Origin of the sequence: Pseudooceanicola nanhaiensis (genome assembly GCF_020171315.1) — a bacterium.
Classification (GTDB): Bacteria; Pseudomonadota; Alphaproteobacteria; order Rhodobacterales; family Rhodobacteraceae; genus Pseudooceanicola; species Pseudooceanicola nanhaiensis_A.
In genome coordinates this window covers 16315-36610 of the sequence record NZ_JAIUZP010000001.1, presented here as the reverse complement: position 1 = coordinate 36610, position 20296 = coordinate 16315, and the positions used below count along the sequence as shown (strand labels likewise).

Genomic DNA, 20296 nt, shown 5'->3' with positions numbered 1-20296 from the left:
TACGAAACATAGGAAGACAGAAAAGCTTCATGGCGCATTAATGATTTCACAACCCAAGACCGACCAGACCGACAGGGATATTTCCACAGTGACAGACAGGATCGAGATACGCGACGTCTACAAGATTTTCGGACGCCGCAAGGAGGAGGCACTGGCGCTCGTCCGCGAGGGCAAGGGCAAGTCCGAAATCCTCGAACGGACGCAGGCCGTGGTGGGCGTGAACAACGTCTCGCTCAGCGTGCCGAAGGGCTCGATCTCGGTCATCATGGGGCTGTCGGGCTCCGGCAAGTCGACGCTGGCGCGCTGCGTGAACCGCATTCTGGAGCCGGACGCGGGCCAGATCCTGCTGGATGGCGAGGATTACACCAAATGCTCTGATGCAAGGATGCGCGAGATTCGCCGCCGCCGCATCTCGATGGTGTTCCAGAACTTCGGCCTGCTGCCGAACCAGACCGTCATCGACAACGTCGCCTTCGGCCTCAAGCTCCGAAAGGTGCCGCTGGCCGAACGCCACAAGAAGGCGGGCGAGATGCTGGAGACGGTGGGCCTGTCGGAATGGGCCTCGCATCTGCCCGGTGAACTTTCGGGCGGGATGCGCCAGCGGGTGGGCCTTGCCCGGGCGCTCGCCACCGAGGCCGACGTGCTGATCATGGACGAGGCCTTCAGCGCCCTCGACCCGCTGATCCGGACCGAGATGCAGGACGAACTGCTGCGCCTCCAGAACACGCTGCACAAGACCGTGCTCTTCATCACCCACGATTTTCAGGAGGCGCTGCGCCTCGGCACCAAGATCGCCGTGATGGCCGATGGTGCCGTGATCCGTGACGGCACCCCGCAGGAGATCGTCATCGACCCGGGCCACGACTATGTCGCCGCCTTCACCCGCAACGTGGACCGCGCGCGGCTCTTCGATGCGGCCTCGGTCATGAGCGAGGGCCCCGCCGACGCGCAGGGTGGCCGTTTCGTGCTGAACGACGCAGGCGAAGTGGCGGGCTGGCAGGCCCCGAACGGCGAAGCCATGAGCGACGGCTACCTCGCCGTGCGCCCCGAAACGACGCTGATCGAGATCGCGGGCGCCGCCGCCCGCAGGCGCGGCCCGATCGCCGTGGTGGATGCCGAGGGCAAGTTCCGCGGCCGCATCACCGATGAGGCCCTGCTCGCCGGGATCGCCGGCGCCAAAGAGACCATGAAAGGAAGCCGGACCGATGCTTGATCCGGAAGAAGTCTACATCCCCCTCGACCGCTGGATCCAGGTCGGCATCGAATGGATCGCGGATCATTTCCGCCCCCTCTTCCGCTCGATCCGCTGGCCGGTGGATGAGCTGCTGAACGTCATCAACGGCACGCTTGAGGCGATCCCGCCGCTGCTGCTGATCGCCCTCTTCGGGGGGCTGGCGCTCTGGCTCGCGGGCAAGCGCACGGCGCTCTTCACCGTGGTCTCGATGCTCTTCATCCTGCTGCTCGGCATCTGGCTGGAGACGCTGACCACGCTGTCGCTGATCGCCACGGCCATCGTCGTCTGCGTGATCATCGGCATCCCGCTGGGGATCCTCTGCGCCCGCAGCGACCGGGCCTGGGGCATCATCCGGCCCGTGCTCGACGTGATGCAGACCACGCCCAGCTTCGTCTACCTGATCCCGGTCGTGATGCTCTTCGGCGTGGGCACCGTGCCCGGTGCGGTGGCCGTCATCGTGGTGGCCGTGCCGCCGTTGATCCGCTTCACCAACATCGGCATCCGCGGCGTGAACGAGGAACTGATCGAGGCCGGCATCGCCTTTGGCGCCACCGACCGCCAGCTGCTGTGGGAAATCCAGCTGCCGCAGGCGCTGCCCACGATCCTCGGCGGGCTGAACCAGACCGTGCTGCTGGCCATGGTGATGTCCGTCATCGTCGCCATGATCGGGGCCGAGGGGCTTGGCCTCGTGGTGCTGCAGGGTCTTGGCCGTCTCGACGTGGGCCGCGCCGCGGTGGGGGGCATCGGCATCGTGCTGATGGCGATCATCCTCGACCGGCTGACGCAGGCCGTGGCCGAACGTGACCCGCGGGCTAGCTCCGGCAAGGCCCGGATCGGGGCCGCCCTCTCGCGGCTCTTCGGCAGCGGCCACCGGCAGGCCGAAGGCAAGCTGGAGGCCTCGCTCGACAGCAAGAACTGACGCCTTCCCGCGACTTCCCCACCCCTCTGCCGCCAGACCGGCGCTGCGCCCCCGGCGGCGGAGGGTCCCCGCTTACCCCAACGAGCTGCGCCAAGCAGCCTGACCCAGACCGACAGTAGGAGACCTCCATGAAGACCAAGACCTTCTCTCTGACCACCGCGCTCGTCTGCGCCGCAGCCCTGCCCGCGCTCGCGCAATCCCTCCCCGGCGAGGGCAAGGACGTGCGGATGTCGCGTAGCGACAGCCTTGGCACCCAGTACATTCAGGACGAGATCCTCAAGACCGCGCTGGAAGACCTCGGCTATGACGTGTCGATGACCAACGTCGGCACCTCGGCCTTCCTGCAGGCCGCCGCGCAGGGCGACCTCGACATCTCGGGCGACATCAACATGCCGCAACGGGCGCTGCAGTATGACACCGTGGCCGATGATGTGACCCTGCTCAGCGGCGGCACCATCGGCGGCGGCGGCATCAACGGCTACCTGATCGACAAGGCCACCGCGGATGAATACGGCATCAAGGACCTCAGCGCCCTCGCCGATCCCGAGATTGCCAAGCTCTTCGACAACGATGGCGACGGCAAGGCCGACCTGATGAACTGCGATCCCGGCTGGAGCTGCGGCGACGTGGTGGACTACCAGCTCGAGGAATTCGGCCTCGGCGACACGGTGGAATCCGTGCGTGCCAAGTACGAGCCCCTGCTGGCCGAGACCTTCGCCCAGTTCCGCCAGGGCAAGCCGGTGCTCTACTACACCTGGAGCCCCTCCTTCGTGACCGAGACGCTGGTGCCCGGCAAGGACGTCGTCTGGCTGCCGATCCCCTATGACGCCGCGCCCGAAGGCGTGTCGGTGCCGAACGGCCACCTCGTCGAGGGCGTGGTGGGCTGCGCGGGGGATGCCCCCTCCTGCCGGATGGCCACGGGGTCGTGGAACTGGGAAATCGCCGCCAACCGCGACTTCATCGCCGAGAACCCCGCCATCGCCAAGCTGGCCGAGGAAATGGAATGGCCACTGGCAACCTGGTCGACCTGGGAAACCCAGATGAAGGGCGACAACTCCGACCGCGCGATCCGCAAGATCGCAGCGGGCTGGATCGAGGAAAACCGCGCCACCTATGACGCCTGGCTTGCTGCCGCCAAGGCCGCAGCCGCCGGCTAATCGCGCGCCCGGCACGTACCGAAGGGCCGTCTCTCGCGAGGCGGCCCTTTTCTTGTGTGGTGTCGGTCCCATTCCCGTTGGTGTCTAGGTCATCGGGCGGCCCCGCGTCCCTTGCCCATCAGAACCGTCTTGAGGCTGCACGCCGAACGGACACGGCCCAGACCGTCAGCGAAGGCCCGGCGTCTGAGCCGCAAATCCGCCCGAAGAGCAGAAAGCGTTTCGCTTTCGCGCCGAGGTGACGGACCATTCCGTCAGGGCCGTCCGGCCCACCCTGCGCCGCCGTTGCCCGAGAGGCCCCGCCCTTGTCCCGCGACCTTCAAGCCCTGCCGCCCGATGTGACGCTCGTGCTGCATCACAGTGGCGATGACGTCCCGCCCTGGGCCCTGCCCAACCTGCAGACCGCGCTCGCCAAGGCGCGGGTCGCCTACCGGCTGCACGACCTCGCTCACGACCCCGCCCTGCCCGCGCTCGACGGCGTCACCGCCGTGCTCTGCCTGACGAACGACCTCTCGGCCCCGGCGGCCGCCCTCCCCCGGATCGGGCGCTACCTCTCCGGCGGCGGGGGTTGGGCACAGCTTTACCCCGCGCGGCACCCGGCCTTCGACGAGGTTCTGGGCATCGTCCCGCCCGAACGCTTCGCTGCGGCGGTCGCGGCGGGCCATCAGGGCGGGGGGCTGCATTTCCCCGGCATGGCCCTGCCCTCCTTCCAGGGGCTGAGCCTGCCGGAGCGCCAGACGATCTCTCACCAGGGGCTCGGCCTGCAGCCGGTCTACGAGGCCCAGATCATCGCCACCACCATCGGTGGCAAACCCCTGGCCTGGCGCCATGCAGTCGGGCAGGGTTGCACGGTCTACTGGGACAGCATCGCCCTGACCGAGCAGCGCTGCGCGGGCCTGATCATCGAAACGCTGCAATGCATCTGCGCCGTCTCCGTCCTGCCGGTGGCGAACGCGGGCGTCGTGCAGATCGACGATTTCCCCGCGCCGCTCGGCGGGACCCTTCCCGATGTCGTGCAGGCCGCCTATCCCGGGATGGACGCGGACCAGTTCTATAGCCAGGTCTGGTATCCCGACCTCAAGCGCCTCGGGCGCAGGCACGGGCTCGACTACAGCTGCTACGTCACCTTCAGCTATGCGCTGCCGGGCGCGTCGGATCATATCCTCGCCCATGAAGCGGCCTCGCAGACCTTCGCGGCCATCCGGCAGCACGGCGCGGCGGAGCTTGGCCTGCACGGGTTCGATCACCGCTACCTGAAGCTGGGTCCCTTCGACGGTGAGCCGGCCATGCGCGCCGCCCTTGCCCGCGCCCGGGAGGCCTGGGGCCGCGCCGGGCTGGGCGCGATGCCCAACTCCTATGTGCCGCCCGGCAATGAATATGACGCAACCGGGCTGGCCGCCCTCGGCGCCGTCTTCCCCGAGATCACCACGCTTTGCGGGGTCTTCAACGGCCGCCGGGACAAGCCCGAACAGAACCGCGATTTCGGGCCCGAGCCGTGGCGCCCCGCGCTGCTGGCCATGCCCCGGGTCACCGCCGGGCATGAATGCCGCGACGAGGTGCAGTTCGACGCCATGAGCCAGATCGCCAGCCTCGGCCTCTGGACCCATTTCCTGCATGCGGACGACGTGGCCGACATTCCGGGCCGGGGCGTGGCGGGCTATGACAAGCGCAACCCCGCGGCCCGCCCTTGGCGCACGCGGGGTGGGCAGACAGGGCTGCTGGACCAGCTGGGCCAGATCTTCACCACCGTCAGACGGCGCGCGCCGTGGCTGCAGTTCACCTCCACCAGCGGGGCGGCCCCGCGCCTGCAACGCCATCTTGAAAGCCGCTGGCACGTGGGGCGCGACGGGCCGCACCTGACGATCGCCGGACCGCGCGGCGGGGTGCTGAGGCTGCGGCTGAACGGCCGCCCGTGGCGCCATCTGGCAACCCGCGAGGGCGTGCGTCTCCTCGACGAGAGCAGTGCCGAGGACTACACGCTCTACTGCCTCGAACTCACCGGCGACCGGGCGACGCTGACGCTCTCGGAACACGGGCCGATGGGCCGGGTCAGCCGCCGTCTGCGGGACCGGATCGGTCAGGCCTCCGGGGCGAGGAACCGGCCCAGCCCCGCCTCGGTCACCCGGGCGGCGAAACCCTCGTAGCCGGGGATCTCCTCGCGCAGATCGTCAGAGGTCGCCTTGCGGTGCAGCAGGTCGATCCGCTCGGGCGGCACGAGGCCGACATGGGCAAAGATGCGGGCCATGGTGGCCTCTGGCTCTGCCGCAAGGGCCCGGTACTCCACCACCAGCGCCGCGTCCCCGAAGGCCGCCTGCGCCGAGGCCACCATCTGGTCGTGCATCTTTGCGAAGACATGGGTCAGGCGGATCGCCTCCTCGGGGTCGATCTCGCTGGGGCCGGGCTTGGGTTCCGTCAGGCCGATGGACCACGGGCTCTGCCACGGGGCATCGTCCTGCGCCGCCTGCGCCCGGGCCAACGCCCGCATCTGCGACACTGCGCATTTCAGCGCATTCTCCCGCACCATCAGCACCACGCGGAACCGCGCGGCGGAGAGTTCGCCCAAGTAGGCCTCCGGGGCGAGGAGCGAGCGATAGGACAGCTTGAGCCCCAGCACGAGAGAGGTCCGCTGCGCCCGCGCCACGACCCCCCTGAGATGCAGGAACTGCTGGTCCCGCATGTGGTCGCGGCTGCGGCCCCGGCGGTGGCCGTAGGTGCGTATCCGCGTGGTCGGCTCGTTCTGGATCCGGACCTCGGCGCGCTGTGCAAGTGCCGAGGTGACGAGGTTGCTGCCCACTCGCCCCCAGGGCATCAGCAGCACGAAGGGCGCATGTGGCCCCACCATCTCCTGATGCCCGGCCGACATGCCTACCTCCGTCCGCGCAGAGTGTTGATCAGGGCCGCGCGCCGGGGCGTGCGATAGATCCAGTCCACCAGCGCCATCCGCGCCGACCGCTTCATGCGGGTCGGGCCGGAGGCAACCTTCCAGCTGTCCTTGTGGCGCACGTTCTCGCTGTACCATGCGGCATAGCGTTCCTGCAGGAGGTGGCGCTTGAGCGGCCCGCGCTGCCCATCGTGGTGCCGCGCGAGCGCCGCGTCCCAGAAGGCAGGCCAGCCTGCGGTGGTCTTCTCCCATGTCCAGTCGCGGATCGCAGTCAGGTTCTCCTCCGAAAGCGCCGCCAGTCTGCCCCGGTCCTGAACCAGTTGGCGCAGCGCGGTGGTCATCGCCTCGACCGACCGCTCGGGCAGGATGAAGGCCTGCTGCTGCGGCCCCAGCACATCGGGCACGATCCCGACCCGGGTCGAAACGACGGGCACGCCCATGGCCATCGCCTCCAGCACAGGGTTCGGCGTGCCCTCGATCTCGGACGAACAGACCAGCAGGTCGATCTCGTCGTAATAGGCGACCATCTCGTCCTTGTTCCGGCGGCGCACCGTGGAATCGGCGAAGTGGCGCTCGATGGCGAGGCCCTCCTGCTCAAGGACCTCCAGCGCGGGCACGAGGATGCTGTGCAACCCCTTGGCGTCGCGCTTGGGATCATTGCCCCATTGGGAATTCCCGACCCAGCCGATGCGCAGCGGCCTGTCTTGGCAGGCGAACCGGTCGAGGCTGCGAGGCTGAAAGCGGTCGAGGTCGATCCCGTCGGGCAAAACGGCGATCGGATCAGGGAACACCGGGGTGTCGCGATAGATCCCGTCGAGCAGGTTGGAAGAGACCGAATAGCCGTCCATGTACCAGAAGGCCCGCTCCCGCCATGCGAAATGCTCGGGCTCGAGGAAGAGGTGGTCGTAGACGGAAGAGGTGATCACCGGGCGGCTCATGGCGTCGAAGAGGTCTTCGGGGCGCAGCCGAAACGAGGTCGCCGCCTTGTAGATCGTTTCCGGGTTCAGCAGGTGCTGCACGTCCTCGCGCCAGAAGAAGTGGATGATGTCGAACCGGCCCATGATGTCGAAGACCTGATTCAGGAAGACATGCGGATAGCCGACACTGCCCGCCATGTAATAGCGCTCGAACTCGTAGGTGTCGCCGTGATGCCGCACGATCTGGTCGCAGATGTTGTCATAGGCCCAGTTCGGCGTATCGGGGCAGAGCAGGACGCGGGGTCGTGTCACGAAACATGCCTCAGAGTCGCGGGCGCCAGTAGCTGCGCCCTGAGCCCCTCTTCGAGGGACACGAGATGGGTCAACCCGAGCAGCGACCGCATCCGGCGCGTGTCCCCGCTTGAGTGGCGAATGTCGCCCGGGCGTTCCGGGTGGAAGGTGATCGGCGCGGGCGCCCCCGGCGACAGCCCGTCGAGCAGGCAGGACAGTTCGATCAGGGAGGCGCTGTGGCCCGTGCAGACGTTCGAGACAAAGCTCTGCGGCCGCTCGGTCAGCCGGGCCATCGCCGCGAGCATGGCTTGCACCACGTCGCTGACGTGGACGAAATCGCGGGTCTGCTGCCCGTCGCCAAAGACGACGTGGCCGCTGCCCTCGGCCCGGTTGCGCAGGAACCGCGCGAGGACACCGGAATAGGGCGATCCATCCTGCTGCCCCGGCCCGTAGACGTTGAAGAGCCGCAGCCCCGCGCTTGGCAGCCCATGGATTTCCCAGAAGGCCCGCGCCTGATGTTCGCAGGCCAGCTTGTCCGCGCCATAGGGCGACAGGGGGCGTTCCGGCATCTCCTCGTGGCACCGCTCGCCCGACCGGTTGCCATAGACGGCGGCGGAGGAGGCATAGACCACGGGCAGCCTGCCCAACCGTTGCGCCGTGTCGAAGACATGCAGCGTGCCGGTCGAATTGGCCCGGTGCGCCCCGAGCCAGTCCGCGATGCAATCCTGCACGTTCACCGTGGCCGCGCAGTGAAAGACCCCGGCCACGCCGGTCATCGCCCGGTCCAGCACCTCCGGCTCCGCGATGTCGCCGACCACGAGGTCGAGCGCAGGCGCACGGCGCCCCTGCGGCAGGTTTGCGCGGCGCCCGGTCGAGAGGTCGTCGACCACGGTCACCCGGTCGCCCTGCGCGCAGAGCCGGCGCACCAGATGCCCGCCGATGAACCCCGCCCCTCCGGTGACCAGCCAATGCGCCGTCATCCCGCCCTCCGTGCCAGAAGGCGTTTCGAGTGACGGATCAGCGCCGGGCAGCGGGCATTCAGCAGATCATAGGCGCGATAGGCGAGCCGGTTCGTCGCCACCAGCCGCCGCATCCGTTCCAGCCCGCTCCGCTCCCGCTGGCGCAGGCGTCGGATGGATTGCGTGCAGGCCAGACCCGCCGGTGTATCGCGCGCCTCCAGCGCGCCGATCAGCAGGTCGCGCCAGAGGGCGGCGCGGGTCTCCCACGAAAGCGTCTCGCGGCGTGACAGGTTCTCGGCCTTCAGATCGGCCACAAGCCCCGGCGCAGCGGCGAGCTCTTCAAGCGCCCGCACAAGCGCCTCGACCGACCGCTCGGGCAGGATGAAGCGGCGCTGTGCGGGACCAAGCACATCCGGCACGATGCCCACATCCGTGCTCACCACCGCCACGCCCGCGGCCATGGCCTCCAGCACGGGATTCGGCGTCCCCTCGATGGCCGAACTGCACACGAGGACTTCGATCCCGCGGTAGTATTCAGGCATGGCCTCGCGCGGGAGACGCGCCTCGGCGCGGTCCGCCACCCTGACCTCCAGCGGGACGCCCGCCGCCTGCAGCCGGGCGATGGCCGGGTCGAAGATGCTGTGCCTGCCCTTGAGGTCCGCCGCGACGGTGCTGCCCCAGGCGCTGTTGCCCACCCAGCCGATCCGCAGCGGCCCCGCCCGGGACCCCGCCGCAGGCCGGAACTGCGCGATGTCCACGCCATCCGGCGCCACCACGTCGATATCGGGCAGCGCCTTCGAGGCGGCATAGACCCGCGCCAGCCGGTTCGACGATGCACCGATCCTGTCGGAACAGGGAAAGGGATTGCCGATCTCGGCAAGTTCTGCGGCGGATTGGTAGAGGTGATCGTAGACCATGGTCACCACCGCCGGGCGCTCTGCTCCGGTCATCCTGTCCCAGCCCCGGCTGTCGAGGCTGTCGAGAAAGGCGAGGACATCGAACCGCCAGAGGAAGACAAGGACATCCGCGCGCTGCGCAAGGTCGGAGGCCACGCCCCGGCGCCCGAACCAATCGTCCCGCCCGGCCAGTGTGAAGCGCGCCTCGCCGGTCAGGATCCGCGCCACGTTGCGGGCGACGTTGTGAAACGCCCAGTCCTGCACGTCATAGAACAGAACCACATGCGGCAGGCCCGTCATGACACGGGCCCCAGTGCTGCGAGCCGGGCATCGGTGCGGCCCGTGGGCACCCAGTGTTTCCACATCGCCCGTCCTGCATAGGACACGAAGTTGCGCGTCGCCTCCCCCGGCGGGAGGCGCAGTGGCCCGCGCAGCGTCCGCCAGTAGTGCAGCGCCGCCCGACCACGGTGCCGCGACCGGCCCCCGAGGTGGCGCAGGACCATCGGTTCGGTTCCGATCCGGTAGGCACGCTGCGCCCCGTCCAGCAGGATCGCCCAGAAGGCAAGGTCTTCGCACTCCGCCTCGACGAAGCGCCTCTCGCCGATGAAGGCCCGCGCCACCATCACGGTGGAGCAGCCGATGGCCGTGTTGCGCAGCAGTTCCGCCCGCGACAGGCTCTGCGGCGCCGGCATGACCTTGGCCCGCCCCCGACAGACATTCGCATAGCGCATGTAGCTGAAGGACAGCGCCCGGGCCTCCATCTCGGAGAGTTGGGCCGCCAGCTTGCCCGGCAGCCACACGTCGTCCGCATCGAGGAAGGCCACGTAGGGCGTCCGGCAGATATCGAGCCCGGCATTGCGCGCCGCCGCAGGCCCGCGGCGTTCATCCAGCCGGATCGCGGTGGCATCGAACTCTGCCGCGATCCGTCCGATCTCGGCGGCATGCGCCGGGTCCGAGCCATCGTCAACGATCACGATCCGGGACGCGCAGGGCTGGGACTGCACTGACTGAACGCTTCGGCGCAGGGATGCGGAATCGTTGAAACACGGAATGATCGTCGTGACCTTGTTCGCCACGGAATCGAATGGCTTCGTCGCAATCGGCATTGGACAACCCCAGGCTGTCTAAATGTTCGAATCTCTTAAATAATTGGAAAAATTGTGATCGGCGCCCGCGAACCCGTCAAGCTCCGGCACCGCGACAGGGCCCGGTCCGCGGGTGACTGCCGCTTCAAGCGGCGCAGGACCCGGCGCCGTGAAGGGCAGGACAATGCTCTCCGAAGACGGGTGCTCTACGCCCCGCAGCCGTTACGCGAACGACAGAGCGGAGCGCCTGCGGACCTGCGCGGCCCACAGACCGCCCGCGACCGCCACGCAGACGACAATGAGCGAGAACCACTGGAACGCCAAGGCAAGGCCGATGCGATCCGACAGCAGGCCGACGGCGACGATCGGAATCGAGTTCGAGAGGTAGCCCACCGCGTAGAAGACCGCGATCAGCGCGGGGCGGATCTGCGGCGGCGCGGCCGCGCTCGCCAACATCAGCGCCTGCACGAAGAGCGCCCCGTAGGCGAGGCCGCTGATCGGCATCGCCAGCATCATCAGAGCCGCAGACCCGTTGCCCGCGAAGCCGGCCAGAAGGCCCAGTGCCACGGCGGTGCTGGCGAAGCCTGCGATCATGAAGGGATAGGACCGCTTGCGGCCAAAGACGGCCTGACCGACCCCGGCGGACAGTTGGAACGCGGCGGCGACGAGACCCGCCATGCCGATGGACTGGAAATGGTAGACGTTGATCGCAAGATCGGTCCCCAGCGCCATCATGGCCGAGCCCACGGCCCAGGCCGTCACGACGCCGGTGCAGGCCAGAAGGTAGAGTGCCCATTGCGCCCGGCCGGTCTCTTCCGTATCCGCCCCCCGACCGGCCCGCGAGACGGGCGGCCACGGCGAGAGCAGCAGCATCGCAAAGCTCAGCACCGCCAGCGCCACGATCAGCAGGAAGGGCGACAGAGTCGGGGCAAGGTCGAGGGAGAGGGCGATCGAACTGATGATTGGCCCGCCCGCCGCCCCGCCGGTGAAGGCAAGCGTGGCGATGGCCGCCCCGATATGCTTCCGCTCCGGCGCGGAGAGCGCATAGAGCGCGGCAGAGCCCATCCCGGTGATCGCCCCGGTGCCGAACCCGTTGAGGAACCGCCCTGTCAACAGCATCTGAAGGGTCTCCGCATGGCCGAAGATCAGCGCCCCGGCGGCAGTGACGACCAGGCCCGGCAACAGGATGCGCCTCAGGTCCGGCACCCGGGGACCCAGCCAGGTGCAGAGCACGAGCGAGACCAGCGTCCCGACGGCGTACATGGCAAAAACCATCGTGCTGACCGCGTGATCGAGACCCATGCGTGCGATGTAGATCGGGTAGAGCGGGCTGGGCGCCGTGCTGCCCAGAAGGGCCGTCATGATGGACAGCGCCGTGGCGATCTGGGCCATCCTGTATCGGGGAGAAGCAGACATGCGGGGCTTTCGTCGGGGTCGAGGGGCGGACCACGGGCCTTGCGTCCGCCCTGCGCAGTTGGGGCTGCGCCAGAGGCAGAAGACGCGTGGAGAAAGGCAGAGAACCGGTCGCGAATGGCGGGGGGATCGCAACCGTTGCACCTGTTTCAGCGGAGTTTGCAGCGAAGTGCAACCCCATTGCGGTCCGCACGCGACACGGGAAGGCAACGGACAGCGCTTTGTCCGTGGAATGGTCGCGGCCGCCTGCGGAACAGCCTTTTCGCGGCATCGCATCGCCCCTCCCGGACAGCAAAAAGCCGGTCAGCGGAGCTGACCGGCTTTTCGAGAAATCGCTTGCGGTAGCCTCAGCCGCCGAAGTCATCCAGCATGATGTCCTCGCGGTCCACGCCGAGTTCCAGCAGCATGTTGATGACCGACTGGTTCATGATCGGCGGACCACACATGTAGAACTCGCAGTCTTCCGGGTTCGGGTGGTTCTTGAGGTATTCCTCGTAGAGCACGTTGTGGATGAACCCGGTGTAGCCGCCCCAGTTGTCGTCGGGCAGCGCATCGGAGAGCGCCACGTGCCATTCGAAGTTGTCGAACTCTTCCGCCAGCTGGTCGAAATCTTCCACGAAGAACATTTCGCGCTTGGAGCGGGCGCCGTACCAGAAGGTGATCTTCCGGTCGCGGTTCTCCAGCCGCTTGAGCTGGTCGAAGATGTGCGACCGCATCGGCGCCATACCGGCACCACCGCCGACGAAGACCATTTCCTTCTTGGTGTCGCGGGCGAAGAATTCGCCGAACGGGCCGGAAATGGTGACCTTGTCACCGGGTTTCAGGTTGAAGATGTAGGACGACATCTTGCCCGGCGGGACGCCTTCGGTGCGCGGCGGCGGGGTCGCGATCCGTACGTTGAGCATGATCAGCCCCTTTTCATCGGGGTAGTTGGCCATCGAATAGGCCCGCTCGATCGGCTCGTCGAGGGTCGACTCGTACTGCCAGATGTTGAACTTGTCCCAGTCCTCCCGGTACTCCTCGGCCACGTCGAAGTCCTTGTAGCTGACGTGGTGGGCGGGAGCTTCGATCTGGATGTAGCCGCCGGCGCGGAAGTTCACATCCTCGCCTTCGGGCAGTTCCAGAACGAGGTTCTTAATGAAGGTCGCGACGTTGTCGTTGGAGCGCACGGTGCACTCCCACTTCTTCACGCCGAACACTTCTTCGGGCACTTCGACCTGCATGTCCTGCTTGACCGCAACCTGACAGGACAGGCGGTCACCGCAGGCGGCCTCACGCTTGGTGATGTGGCTTTCCTCGGTCGGCAGGATCGAGCCGCCGCCTTCGTGGATGCGGACCCGGCACTGGGCACAGGTGCCGCCGCCGCCGCAGGCGGAGGGGACGAAGAGGTTGGCCGACGCGAGGGTCTGCAGCAGCTTGCCGCCAGCCGGGACCGAGATGGTCTTCTCACCGTTGATGGTGATGTTGACGTTGCCCGTGGACACCAGACGCGACCGCGCCAGCATGATGAGCGTCACCAGAGCGATGACGATCAGCGAGAACAGGACGACGCCGAGGGTAAAAGTCTGCATCTCTGGCCCCTCAGAGGTTCACGCCGGAGAAGGACATGAAGGCCATGGCCATCAGTCCGGCGCTGATGAAGGTGATCCCGAGCCCCTGAAGACCGTCGGGAATGTCGGAGTACTTCAGCTTCTCGCGCACACCGGCCATCGCCGTGATCGCCAGCGCCCAGCCGAGGCCCGACGAGATGCCGTAGACCGAGGCCTGTGCGAAGTCGTAGTCGCGTTCCACCATGAAGAGCGAGCCACCGAGGATGGCGCAGTTCACGGTGATCAGCGGCAGGAAGATGCCGAGCGCGTTGTAGAGCGGCGGGAAGTACTTATCGAGAACCATCTCGAGGATCTGCACGATCGCGGCGATGACCCCGATGTAGGAGATCAGGCCGAGGAAGGTCAGATCCACGTCCGGGAACCCGGCCCATGCCAGTGCACCGGGCGCCAGCAGGTAGGTCAGGATCAGGTTGTTGGCCGGCACGGTGATCGCCTGAACCAGCGTCACCGAGATGCCGAGGCCGATGGCGGTGCCGATCTTCTTGGACACGGCGAGGAAGGTGCACATGCCGAGGAAGAAGGCGAGGGCCATGTTCTCGACGAAGATGGCCTTCACGGCGAGGGAAATCAGGCCTTCCATCAGTGGGCCTCCACGGTCTGGATGCGGTATTCGCGGTCTTCGACCTGTTCGGGTTTCCACGAGCGGAAGCCCCAGATCAGCAGACCGATCACGAAGAACGCCGAGGGCGGCAGCAGCAGCAGGCCGTTGGGCACGTACCAGCCACCGTTGTTGACGGTCGGCAGGATGGTGATCCCGAACAGCGAGCCCGAGCCGAACAGCTCACGGATGAAGCCCACCAGCATCAGGATCAGGCCATAGCCCATCCCGTTGCCGACACCGTCCACGAAGGAGGCGATCGGGGGGTTCTTCATCGCGAAGGCCTCGGCGCGGCCCATCACGATGCAGTTCGTGATGATCAGGCCGACGAAGACCGACAGCGTCTTGGAGATCTCGTAGGCGTAGGCCTTGAGGACCTGGTCCACCACGATCACGAGGCTGGCGATGATGATCATCTGCACGATGATCCGGATCGAAGAGGGAATCTGCGACCGCAGCACCGAGATGAACATCGAGGAGAAGGCCGTCACGAGGGTCACCGCGAGGGCCATGACGAGCGCCACCTTGAGCGACGAGGTCACGGCGAGCGCAGAACAGATGCCCAGCACCTGCAGCGTGATCGGGTTGTTGTCGACCATCGGGTCGACGAGCATGGTCCGGTAGGTCTGTGCCATCAGATCTCTCCTGCTCTTACACGTTCGAGGAACGGCTCGAAGCCACGTTCGCTCATCCAGAACTTCACCAGGTTGTTCACCCCGCGCGAGGTGAGCGTGGCCCCGGACAGCGCGTCGACGAAGTAGTCGCGGCCTTCGGGCGGCGGCGCCTTGGCGACGGTGATCGCCAGCTCGCCTGCGCCGTCTTCGGTGCGCAGCTGCTTGCCATTCCAGAGCGCCTTCCAGCGCGGGTTGTCGACCTCGGCGCCCAGACCGGGGGTCTCGGCGTGTTCGTAGAACTGGAGGCCGTAGATCGTGTTGCCATCTTCCTCGACGGCGATGAAGCCGTAGAGGGTGGACCACAGGCCGTAGCCGTAGATCGGCAGGATCACCTTATCCAGCGCCCCGTCCGCGTCGCGCAGCAGGTAGACGGTCACGAAGTCCGCCTGACGGCCGATGCTGGCCGGATCGCTGTCCAGAGCGTGCGACAGCTCCGGGTCCGAGGCCGCGGCGCGGTCATCGAATTCGGCCGGGTCGAACTGGTCGGTGAAGGTGCCGGTGGACAGTTCCAGCACATGCGGCTCGAACTTGTCGAAGGCGGCAGCCACGTCCATGCCCGGCTCGTAGACGCCGGCCACTTCGAGGATGTTCACCTGCTTGTCGAGCGCGGCGTTCTGCTGTTGCAGCGGGCGCAGGCTCACGGCAGCGGCAGAGACGACCATCGAGGCGAGCAGGCAAAGACCGATGGCGATCACCAGCGTCTTGACCGTGTTGTCCGGCGGCGTGTCGAGGAAGCGGCGCAGCAGGCCACCCTTCACGGCATCCCCTTGCGAGGCGTTGATGTCCTTGTCAGGCATGACGGCGAGCCCTCCGACGGATGTTGGCCTGCACGACGAAATAGTCGATCAGCGGGGCAAAGACGTTGCCGAACAGGATGGCCAGCATCATGCCCTCGGGGAAGGCCGGGTTCACGACCCGGATCATCACGACCATGAAGCCGATCAGGGCGCCATAGATGTAACGGCCGAGGTTGGTGTGCGAGCCGGAGACGGGTTCCGTGACCATGAACACGAGGCCGAAGGCATAGCCGCCCAGCACGAGGTGCCAGTACCAGGGCGTCGCGAAGGCCGGGTTGGTGTCGGAGCCGATCCAGTTCAGCAGCGAGGAGAAGGCGATCATGCCGGCGAGGCAGCCGACCACCATGCGGTAGTTGGCGATCCGGGTCGCAAGCAGGAACGCGAGGCCGATCAGGCAGGCGATGGTCGAGGTTTCCCCGAGGCAGCCCTGAATCGTGCCGATGAAGGCGTCCATCCAGGTGATGCCGTAACCTGCGAGGGCCCCTGCCCCTTCAGAGGCGGTCACGGCCAGCGCGGTCGCGCCCGAGAAACCGTCAACCGGGGTCCAGATCGTATCGCCCGACATGTAGGCGGGATAGGCGAAGTAGAGGAAGGCACGCCCGACGAGCGCCGGGTTGAGAAAGTTCTTGCCGGTGCCGCCAAAGACTTCCTTGCCGATGACCACGCCGAAGGAAATCCCCAGCGCAACCTGCCACAGCGGCGTCGAAGCGGGCAGGATCAGCGTGTAGAGCATCGAGGTGACGAGGAAGCCCTCGTTCACTTCATGCCCGCGCACGGTGGCGAAGATCACTTCCCAGATGCCGCCGACGGCCAGGGTGACGATGTAGATCGGCAGGAAGTAGAGCAGCCCGTGCAGCATGTTCGCCAGCGGGTTCGACGGGTTGAAGCCGATCCCGAGCGTGTCGATGATCCACGCGCGCCAGCCCGAAGAGGTGCCCAGTTCCTGGATGGCCAGGTTGGTCTGGAGACCGGTGTTATAGAGCCCGAAGAGGATGCAGGGGATCGTGGCGATGACCACGTAGGTCATGATCCGCTTCATGTCGATGTAGGACCGCGCGTGGGGCGCGGCCGTGGTCACCGTCTTGGGTGTGTAGAGAAAGCTCTCCACCATCTCGTAGAGAGGGAAGAACTTCTCGTACTTGCCGCCCTTGGTGAATTGCGGCTCGATCCGGTCGAAGAAGCTTCGCAGCCCCATGCCTCAGCCTTCCTTTTCAATCTTGGTCAGGCAGTCCCGCAGCGCCATCCCGTATTCATACTTGGCCGGGCAGGCAAATCCGCACAGCCCGAGATCTTCCTCGTCCAGCTCCAGGGCGCCAAGCGCCTGCGCCTGATCGGTGTCCATCACCAGCAGGGCACGCAGAAGCTGAGTGGGCAGGAAGTCCTGCGGCATCAGTTTTTCGAAGGTGCCAAGCGGCACCATCGCCCGCCGACCACCGTTGAGGTTGGTCGTCAGGTCGTAAATCTTCTTGGTGAAGGCAGAGCCCAGCACCGGCTGAACCGCGTACTTGGACGACATCGGCCGAATCCACCCCATGGGGATCTGGTCGTGGTCTTCCTTCATCAGGGTGATCTGGCGTGCGTAGCGGCCAAGATAGGCGTCCGCCCCCTCCCCTGCCCGGCCCGACAGGACCGACCCGGAGATGACCCGCATCGGCAGGCCCTGCGGATTGTCGCCCGCGCAAAGCTCGGCCATCGCGGCGCCCGCAACGGTGCGCACCAGCCGCGGAGCATTCGCCAGCGGCCCGACGATCGCGATCGTGCGGGTGGTGTCGAGCGTTCCCGTCGTCAGAAGCCGCCCGATGGCGATGACGTCATGGTAGCCGATGGTCCAGACGAACCGCGCGGCGGTCGGCGGCTCGAGGAAATGCATGTGGGTGCCGGCGAGGCCCGCGGGGTGCGGCCCCGAGAAGCCGGCAGCGGTGATCCCGGGCAGGTCGCCCCCGGGCACGTTGGCACCGGTTTCATGGCACAGATAGGTGTTGCCCTCGGTCAGCAGCGCGATCGCGGCCAGACCGCGCGTGAAGGCCTCGGCCTCCTCGGCGATGATCGGGGCGGGATCGGGCGACAGCGGCTCGCTGTCCATCGCGGTCACGTAGATCGCGGCGGGCCGGTCCGTGGACAGCGGCACATGCGAATAGGGCCGGGTGCGGAAGGCGGTCCAGAGACCCGCGGCACAGAGCCGCTCCGCCACGCCCTCGGCCGTGCTCACATCGCCGATGGCCGAGAAATCGACCGGCGCGGCCGCAGCCTCGTCCACCTCGATCTCGATGCTAATCAGCTTGCGGCGCGCGCCCCGGTGAATCGCCTTGACGCGACCCGATACCGGAGAGGTGATTTGCGCTTCGGGGTTGTCCTTGTGAACCATCAAGGGAGCACCGCGGGCGACGACATCACCTTCGTCGACCGAAAGCCGCGGTTTAAGTCCGATGTAGTCCGCACCGAGGATCGCGACAGTTCCGACAGCCGGGGTTCCCACTGAACCGCTCTGCGCCGCTCCGCTGATCGGAAGATCGAGTCCTCGTTTGAGAGAATAATTCTGCACTTGGATCGCCATCTGCTTTTTGTCACCTTATGCAACGGCTCGACGCCGAGCAAAACCGTGGGCGGGCCACTTTTCGTGATTTTTTTGCGGATGCACAGGTTGCAGCCGCAAACCCGAAGTCATATGCAAGCACAGCGCCGCGAGCGCAAGCACCCTTAGGAGGCATGTCCAGTGTCCGGCACCCAAAAGTTCACCCGCCGAACGTTCCTGATCCTATCGACCGCGACCCTCGCGGCCTGCAAGGCCGAAGACGAGGTGCTGAAGCTGACCGGTTCCACGATGGGTACTACGTATCACGTTGTGGCCCGAAACGGCAGCACCGGCGTGGATGCAAAGGACCTCGACAAGGCGATCCGGACCGCTCTGGCCGACGTGAATACCGAAATGTCGAACTGGGATGCGTCCTCCGAGATTTCGCGCGTGAACGCAGCCGCCGCTGGCGAAGCCCTGACCCTGTCGCCCGCGCTGGCGATGGTGATGAACTCGGCCAACGAAGTGCACAAGGCAAGCGACGGGCGTTTCGACGTCACCGTCGGCCCGCTGATCGACCTCTGGGGCTTCGGCTCCACCGGCGTTGCCCCCCACATTCCCTCCGACGCGGATATCGCCGACGCGATGACCCGCAGCGGCCAGGAACGCGTGCTGACCCTGAACGGCAACACGCTGACGAAATCGGCACAGGGCGCCGAGATCTATCTCTCCGCCATCGGCAAGGGCTATGGCGTGGACCGCGTGGCCAAGGCCGTGCACGATCTGGGCCTGAAAGACTTCATGGTCGAAATCGGCGGCGATCTCTACGCTTCGGGCCGCAACCCCGATGGGATGCCCTGGCAGATCGGGATCGAATCGCCCGTCGCCGGTGACCGCGCGCTGCACAGCGTCGCGCATGTGTCGGGCCTCGGCATGGCGACCTCGGGTGATTACCGCAACTTCTTCGAAGACGGCGACACCCGCTATTCCCACATCATCGACCCGACCACCGGCCGTCCGATCACCCACCACACGGTGTCGACCACGGTGCTGACCGAGAACGCGATGATGGCCGATGCATGGGCGACCGCGATGCTGGTCGTCGGGCGCGAACGCGGCATGGAAATCGCCGAAGAGCGCGGTCTTGCCGTTGTGTTTATCGATCGTGAGCCCGGCAAGGGCTTCACCACGACCGCCAGCAGCCGCTACACTTCGCTCCAAGCCTGACCGGAAGGGAGCCCGCTATGGAAACCGCAATCCTGGCATTCGTCTTTCTCTGCCTGATCGTCTTCGGCATGGCCGTTGGCGTGATTTTCTCGGGCCGGCGAATCAAGGGCAGCTGTGGCGGGCTCAACGCGATCGGCGACGCGGACCAATGCCTTGTGTGTCACAAGGAAATCGACCCGAACAGCCCGCTGCGCGAACGCCTCGCCTGCCCCCGCGCCCGTCGCATGATGGAGCAGGCAGAGGCACAGGGCTAACCACGCGCCTCCTTTCGGGGCCTGCGCTCAGGCCCCGTCCAGACCCCGTCAGCCCGGCAAATCCATCGGGAAAAAGGCAAGGCTCAGCAGCCCTGCCGCGGCGATGACGCCATAGAGCCAGAGCTGCCAGCGCGGCCCCTCGGTCTTCCACACACGTCGATAACTATACCCCGCAAGGCAGGCGATCACGAAAATGATCGTCGCGATGGCGGGTGTGATGGTATGATCAGTCCAGAAAATTTTTCGAGCCCTTCGCCGGTTCCGGTCTAGTCTCTCTGACACAGAGATCGCCGAATGTTCAAGGAAGGACCTACGCCATGCCCGAATCATACCGCCCCCACCTGCGGAAAGACGACGAGCACGCACGCAGCGCCAGCCAATCCGTGTCGACCAACACGACGGCTTCGACGGCGCTGGTGAAGGACCTGCTCAAGGATAAGGACCGCACGGTCCACGCCATCCGCCCGCACCAGACCCTGCACGAGGCCGTGGACCTGCTGCGCGATCACAAGATCGGCGCGCTGGTCGTCACCGACGCCAACGGCATGTTGGCCGGCATCCTTTCGGAGCGGGACATCGTGCGCAAGCTGGCCGATGCGCCGGGCAAGACCCTGCCCCACCGCGTCGAGGAGGTGATGACCGAGGAAGTCGAGACCTGCACGCCGGACGAACCGCTGGTTACCGTGCTGATGCGCATGACGAAAGGCCGCTTCCGGCACATGCCCGTGCTCGAAGACGAGAAGCTGGTCGCGCTCGTCAGTATCGGCGACGTCGTCTACTACCGCCTGAACGAGCTCGAACTCGAAGCACTTCAGATCAAGCAGCTCATCGTCGGCTGAAACACGCCCGGGCCCGCCCCGCAACGCCGGAGCGGG

The 20296-nt window shown here is 66.6% G+C and carries 19 protein-coding genes; 7 read left to right on the top strand and 12 right to left on the bottom strand.

Annotated features, from left to right (window positions below):
* Positions 1 to 40 precede the first annotated feature (40 nt).
* The 4 genes from LCM32_RS00160 (at position 41) to LCM32_RS00145 (ending at position 5451) form a co-directional block, all read left to right on the top strand.
* Positions 41 to 1213, top strand: coding sequence for a quaternary amine ABC transporter ATP-binding protein (locus LCM32_RS00160; RefSeq protein ID WP_224819040.1), 1173 nt, complete (start codon positions 41 to 43; stop codon positions 1211 to 1213).
* Positions 1206 to 2153 (top strand): ABC transporter permease, encoded by a 948-nt coding sequence (locus tag LCM32_RS00155; protein WP_224819039.1) that lies wholly within the window; start codon positions 1206 to 1208, stop codon positions 2151 to 2153. The genes LCM32_RS00160 and LCM32_RS00155 overlap by 8 nt, the downstream gene beginning before the upstream one ends.
* Before the next feature lie 128 nt (positions 2154 to 2281).
* Positions 2282 to 3310: a glycine betaine/L-proline ABC transporter substrate-binding protein ProX gene (gene proX, locus LCM32_RS00150; RefSeq protein ID WP_224819038.1), complete on the top strand. Its 1029-nt coding sequence runs from the start codon at positions 2282 to 2284 to the stop codon at positions 3308 to 3310.
* Between the two features lie 302 nt (positions 3311 to 3612).
* Positions 3613 to 5451, top strand: coding sequence for a DUF2194 domain-containing protein (locus tag LCM32_RS00145; RefSeq protein WP_224819037.1), 1839 nt, complete (start codon positions 3613 to 3615; stop codon positions 5449 to 5451).
* Here LCM32_RS00145 and LCM32_RS00140 read toward each other — a convergent pair.
* The 12 genes from LCM32_RS00140 to LCM32_RS00085 all read right to left on the bottom strand — a co-directional run bounded on the left by LCM32_RS00140 (position 5385) and on the right by LCM32_RS00085 (position 17970).
* Positions 5385 to 6170 carry a hypothetical protein gene (locus tag LCM32_RS00140; protein WP_224819036.1) on the bottom strand — a complete coding sequence of 262 codons (786 nt, stop codon included), beginning with the start codon at positions 6168 to 6170 and terminating at the stop codon, positions 5385 to 5387. The genes LCM32_RS00145 and LCM32_RS00140 overlap by 67 nt on opposite strands.
* 2 nt (positions 6171 to 6172) lie before the next feature.
* Entirely contained in the window at positions 6173 to 7417 is a 1245-nt protein-coding gene (locus LCM32_RS00135) for a glycosyltransferase family 4 protein (protein WP_224819035.1), read from the bottom strand.
* Positions 7414 to 8376, bottom strand: coding sequence for an NAD-dependent epimerase/dehydratase family protein (locus LCM32_RS00130; protein WP_224819034.1), 963 nt, complete (start codon positions 8374 to 8376; stop codon positions 7414 to 7416). Before LCM32_RS00130 ends, LCM32_RS00135 begins: the two co-directional genes overlap by 4 nt.
* On the bottom strand, positions 8373 to 9551 hold the full coding sequence (locus tag LCM32_RS00125) for a glycosyltransferase family 4 protein (RefSeq protein ID WP_224819033.1): 1179 nt from the start codon (positions 9549 to 9551) through the stop codon (positions 8373 to 8375). The genes LCM32_RS00130 and LCM32_RS00125 overlap by 4 nt, the downstream gene beginning before the upstream one ends.
* Positions 9548 to 10357 (bottom strand): glycosyltransferase family 2 protein, encoded by an 810-nt coding sequence (locus tag LCM32_RS00120; RefSeq protein WP_224819032.1) that lies wholly within the window; start codon positions 10355 to 10357, stop codon positions 9548 to 9550. Before LCM32_RS00120 ends, LCM32_RS00125 begins: the two co-directional genes overlap by 4 nt.
* A gap of 201 nt (positions 10358 to 10558) precedes the next feature.
* Positions 10559 to 11728, bottom strand: coding sequence for an MFS transporter (locus LCM32_RS00115; RefSeq protein WP_224819031.1), 1170 nt, complete (start codon positions 11726 to 11728; stop codon positions 10559 to 10561).
* A gap of 368 nt (positions 11729 to 12096) precedes the next feature.
* Positions 12097 to 13320 carry an NADH:ubiquinone reductase (Na(+)-transporting) subunit F gene (gene nqrF / locus LCM32_RS00110; RefSeq protein ID WP_224819030.1) on the bottom strand — a complete coding sequence of 408 codons (1224 nt, stop codon included), beginning with the start codon at positions 13318 to 13320 and terminating at the stop codon, positions 12097 to 12099.
* Positions 13321 to 13330: 10 nt separating this feature from the next.
* Positions 13331 to 13939 (bottom strand): NADH:ubiquinone reductase (Na(+)-transporting) subunit E, encoded by a 609-nt coding sequence (gene nqrE / locus LCM32_RS00105; protein WP_224819029.1) that lies wholly within the window; start codon positions 13937 to 13939, stop codon positions 13331 to 13333.
* Positions 13939 to 14592 (bottom strand): NADH:ubiquinone reductase (Na(+)-transporting) subunit D, encoded by a 654-nt coding sequence (locus LCM32_RS00100; RefSeq protein ID WP_224819028.1) that lies wholly within the window; start codon positions 14590 to 14592, stop codon positions 13939 to 13941. The genes nqrE and LCM32_RS00100 overlap by 1 nt, the downstream gene beginning before the upstream one ends.
* Complete coding sequence (locus LCM32_RS00095) at positions 14592 to 15428, bottom strand: Na(+)-translocating NADH-quinone reductase subunit C (protein ID WP_224819027.1); 837 nt, start codon at positions 15426 to 15428, stop codon at positions 14592 to 14594. Before LCM32_RS00095 ends, LCM32_RS00100 begins: the two co-directional genes overlap by 1 nt.
* Positions 15421 to 16623 carry an NADH:ubiquinone reductase (Na(+)-transporting) subunit B gene (locus LCM32_RS00090; protein ID WP_224819026.1) on the bottom strand — a complete coding sequence of 401 codons (1203 nt, stop codon included), beginning with the start codon at positions 16621 to 16623 and terminating at the stop codon, positions 15421 to 15423. The genes LCM32_RS00095 and LCM32_RS00090 overlap by 8 nt, the downstream gene beginning before the upstream one ends.
* A 3-nt stretch (positions 16624 to 16626) precedes the next feature.
* Positions 16627 to 17970, bottom strand: a complete 1344-nt coding sequence (locus LCM32_RS00085) for a Na(+)-translocating NADH-quinone reductase subunit A (protein WP_224819859.1) — start codon at positions 17968 to 17970, stop codon at positions 16627 to 16629.
* A gap of 171 nt (positions 17971 to 18141) precedes the next feature.
* Here LCM32_RS00085 and LCM32_RS00080 point away from each other — a divergent pair, with 171 nt between their 5' ends.
* From LCM32_RS00080 to LCM32_RS00065, 3 genes are all read left to right on the top strand, one after another.
* Positions 18142 to 19167: an FAD:protein FMN transferase gene (locus tag LCM32_RS00080; RefSeq protein ID WP_224819025.1), complete on the top strand. Its 1026-nt coding sequence runs from the start codon at positions 18142 to 18144 to the stop codon at positions 19165 to 19167.
* A gap of 17 nt (positions 19168 to 19184) precedes the next feature.
* Positions 19185 to 19421, top strand: a complete 237-nt coding sequence (nqrM, locus tag LCM32_RS00075) for a (Na+)-NQR maturation NqrM (RefSeq protein WP_224819024.1) — start codon at positions 19185 to 19187, stop codon at positions 19419 to 19421.
* Between the two features lie 317 nt (positions 19422 to 19738).
* Positions 19739 to 20260, top strand: coding sequence for a CBS domain-containing protein (locus LCM32_RS00065; protein ID WP_224819023.1), 522 nt, complete (start codon positions 19739 to 19741; stop codon positions 20258 to 20260).
* The last annotated feature ends 36 nt before the right edge of the window (positions 20261 to 20296 follow it).

Bases quoted from the DNA above. Each gene is read 5' to 3' on its own strand.
- proX (WP_224819038.1), top strand. From the start codon at position 2,282: ATGAAGACCAAGACCTTCTCTCTGACCACCGCGCTCGTCTGCGCCGCA.
- LCM32_RS00115 (WP_224819031.1), bottom strand. From the start codon at position 11,728: ATGGCCCAGATCGCCACGGCGCTGTCCATCATGACGGCCCTTCTGGGC.
- LCM32_RS00125 (WP_224819033.1), bottom strand. From the start codon at position 9,551: ATGACGGGCCTGCCGCATGTGGTTCTGTTCTATGACGTGCAGGACTGG.
- LCM32_RS00095 (WP_224819027.1), bottom strand. From the start codon at position 15,428: ATGCCTGACAAGGACATCAACGCCTCGCAAGGGGATGCCGTGAAGGGT.
- LCM32_RS00160 (WP_224819040.1), top strand. From the start codon at position 41: ATGATTTCACAACCCAAGACCGACCAGACCGACAGGGATATTTCCACA.
- LCM32_RS00065 (WP_224819023.1), top strand. From the start codon at position 19,739: ATGCCCGAATCATACCGCCCCCACCTGCGGAAAGACGACGAGCACGCA.
- LCM32_RS00130 (WP_224819034.1), bottom strand. From the start codon at position 8,376: ATGACGGCGCATTGGCTGGTCACCGGAGGGGCGGGGTTCATCGGCGGG.
- nqrM (WP_224819024.1), top strand. From the start codon at position 19,185: ATGGAAACCGCAATCCTGGCATTCGTCTTTCTCTGCCTGATCGTCTTC.
- LCM32_RS00120 (WP_224819032.1), bottom strand. From the start codon at position 10,357: ATGCCGATTGCGACGAAGCCATTCGATTCCGTGGCGAACAAGGTCACG.
- LCM32_RS00100 (WP_224819028.1), bottom strand. From the start codon at position 14,592: ATGGCACAGACCTACCGGACCATGCTCGTCGACCCGATGGTCGACAAC.
- LCM32_RS00140 (WP_224819036.1), bottom strand. From the start codon at position 6,170: ATGTCGGCCGGGCATCAGGAGATGGTGGGGCCACATGCGCCCTTCGTG.
- LCM32_RS00155 (WP_224819039.1), top strand. From the start codon at position 1,206: ATGCTTGATCCGGAAGAAGTCTACATCCCCCTCGACCGCTGGATCCAG.
- nqrF (WP_224819030.1), bottom strand. From the start codon at position 13,320: ATGCAGACTTTTACCCTCGGCGTCGTCCTGTTCTCGCTGATCGTCATC.
- nqrE (WP_224819029.1), bottom strand. From the start codon at position 13,939: ATGGAAGGCCTGATTTCCCTCGCCGTGAAGGCCATCTTCGTCGAGAAC.
- LCM32_RS00090 (WP_224819026.1), bottom strand. From the start codon at position 16,623: ATGGGGCTGCGAAGCTTCTTCGACCGGATCGAGCCGCAATTCACCAAG.